Annotated in this window: 2 protein-coding genes; both read right to left on the reverse strand. The window is 70.1% G+C overall.

Features of this window, described 5'->3' with window-relative positions; genetic code table 11:
• Positions 1 to 802, reverse strand: an 802-nt coding sequence (locus DBR36_RS08190) for an ABC transporter permease (protein WP_258222626.1), incomplete at its 3' end; no start/stop codon positions are given.
• Positions 799 to 1,674: an ABC transporter ATP-binding protein gene (locus DBR36_RS08195; RefSeq protein WP_108318413.1), complete on the reverse strand. Its 876-nt coding sequence runs from the start codon at positions 1,672 to 1,674 to the stop codon at positions 799 to 801. The genes DBR36_RS08190 and DBR36_RS08195, both read right to left, overlap by 4 nt.
• Positions 1,675 to 1,817: the final 143 nt, after the last annotated feature.

Genomic DNA, 1,817 nt, shown 5'->3' on the forward strand with positions numbered 1-1,817 from the left:
ACGCGTCCTTGCGGATCCAGCGGAACGTCACGCGAACCACCGCGAGACCCACCACCAACCACAGCAGCGTCACGAGCAGGATCAGCGGGTGGTCCCACGACCCCGACGGCTCGCCCGCCGCGAAGCTCTCGGGCAGGAACACCGACCGGAAGCCCTGCGCGAGCCACTTGAGCGGGAACACGCTCGCGACGTTCTGCAGCCACTCCGGCAGCGCGGCGAAGTTGATGTAGACGCCCGAGATGAACTGCAGCAGCAGCACGATCGGGATGACGACGCCGGTGGCGCTGCGCCCGGTGCGCGGCAGGGCCGACAGGCCGATGCCGAGGATCGCGCAGGTCGTGACCCCCAGCAGGAACACCCACGCGAAGGTCAGCCACCGCTCCGGGTCGGTCGGCAGCGGCACGCCGAAGAACACCGCCGCCACGACGATCAGCAGCACCGACTGCAGGAACCCGGTCACCAGCACCTGGCCGAGCTTGCCGATGAAGTACGACACGGGACTCAGCGGGGTGCCGCCGAGACGTTTGAGGGTGCCGTCGCTGCGCTCCATCGCGATGTCGATCGACATGTTCTGCAGCCCCGACAGCAGCACGCCCGCGGCCAGCATCGCGGGCAGGTAGAACTGCGCGGCATCCACTTCGTCTCCGGGAGGGCCGAAGGTCTGGGCGTCGAACGCGACCGCGAAGATCAGCAGGATCATGACGGGGAACAGGAACGTGAAGAACACCGAGTCGCCCTGGCGGAAGTACGAGCGCACCTCGAACGCGATCCGCGCGGCGCCCAGGCGCAGCACCCGGCTCACGCGAGGCCTCCCGCCGCGGTCGTGCGCCGCGCCTCATCGCCCAGGAACGACAGGTAGACGTCCTCGAGGCTCGGCCGAACGACTTCGAGACGATCGGGTTCTCCCAGCTGCGCGTGCAGCGCCGCCACCACTCCCCCGGGGTCCTGCGTCCGCTCCTCGCGCACGACGCCGTCCTCGCGCCAGCGCACGAGGGGCACGCGCGCCTCGGGACCGCCCAGGTCGTCGATCCGACCGACGGATGCCATGAGCCCCCCGACGATGATCGCCGCGCGCTCCGCCAGCTCGGCGGCCTCGTCGAGGTAGTGGGTGGTCAACAGGATCGTCGTCCCCTCGCGCTGCAGGCTGCGGATGAGGTCCCAGAAATGCCGGCGGACCTCGGGGTCGAAGCCCGTCGTGGGTTCGTCGAGGAAGAGCAGCTCGGGCCGGCCGATGATGCCGAGGGCGACGTCGACGCGGCGACGCTGTCCGCCCGAGAGCTTGCGGACGCTGACCTTGGCCTTGTCGGTGAGACCGACCGCGGCGATGGTCTCGTCGACGTCGCGCGGCCGCGGGTAGAACGAGGCGAAGTGGGCGAGCAGCTCGCGGACGGTGGCGGTGGGCGCCTCGCCCGTGTTCTGCAGCACGATGCCCAGGCGCGCCTTCCAGTCCAGGCCGCCGCGATGCGGATCGACACCGAGCACGCGGACGTCGCCGCTCGTGCGATCGCGGTATCCCTCGAGGATCTCGATGACGGTGCTCTTGCCGGCGCCGTTGGGTCCGAGCAGGGCAAAGGTCTCACCTCGCCCGATGTCGAACGACACGCCGCGCAACGCCTCGAGCCCGCCCCGGTAGGTCTTCCGCAGGTTGTCGACGCGCACGACGGTTTCGCTCATGAGCCCAGTCTGGCGGCGCCGCGGGCGCCGCGGAACGGCCTACTGCGGCGGCATCCGCATGCATCGACGACCCGGCGAGGCAACGTGGGAGTGACCGCAAAGCTCCCTGGCAAAACCCTGACCGCTCCAAACCATCCCCCCAC

The sequence above is a fragment of the Microbacterium sp. HMWF026 genome (genome assembly GCF_003061325.1).
Lineage (GTDB): Bacteria > Actinomycetota > Actinomycetes > Actinomycetales > Microbacteriaceae > Microbacterium > Microbacterium testaceum_E.

Coding starts and splice junctions, on each gene's coding strand:
- DBR36_RS08195 (WP_108318413.1), bottom strand. CDS start 1,674: ATGAGCGAAACCGTCGTGCGCGTCGACAACCTGCGGAAGACCTACCGG.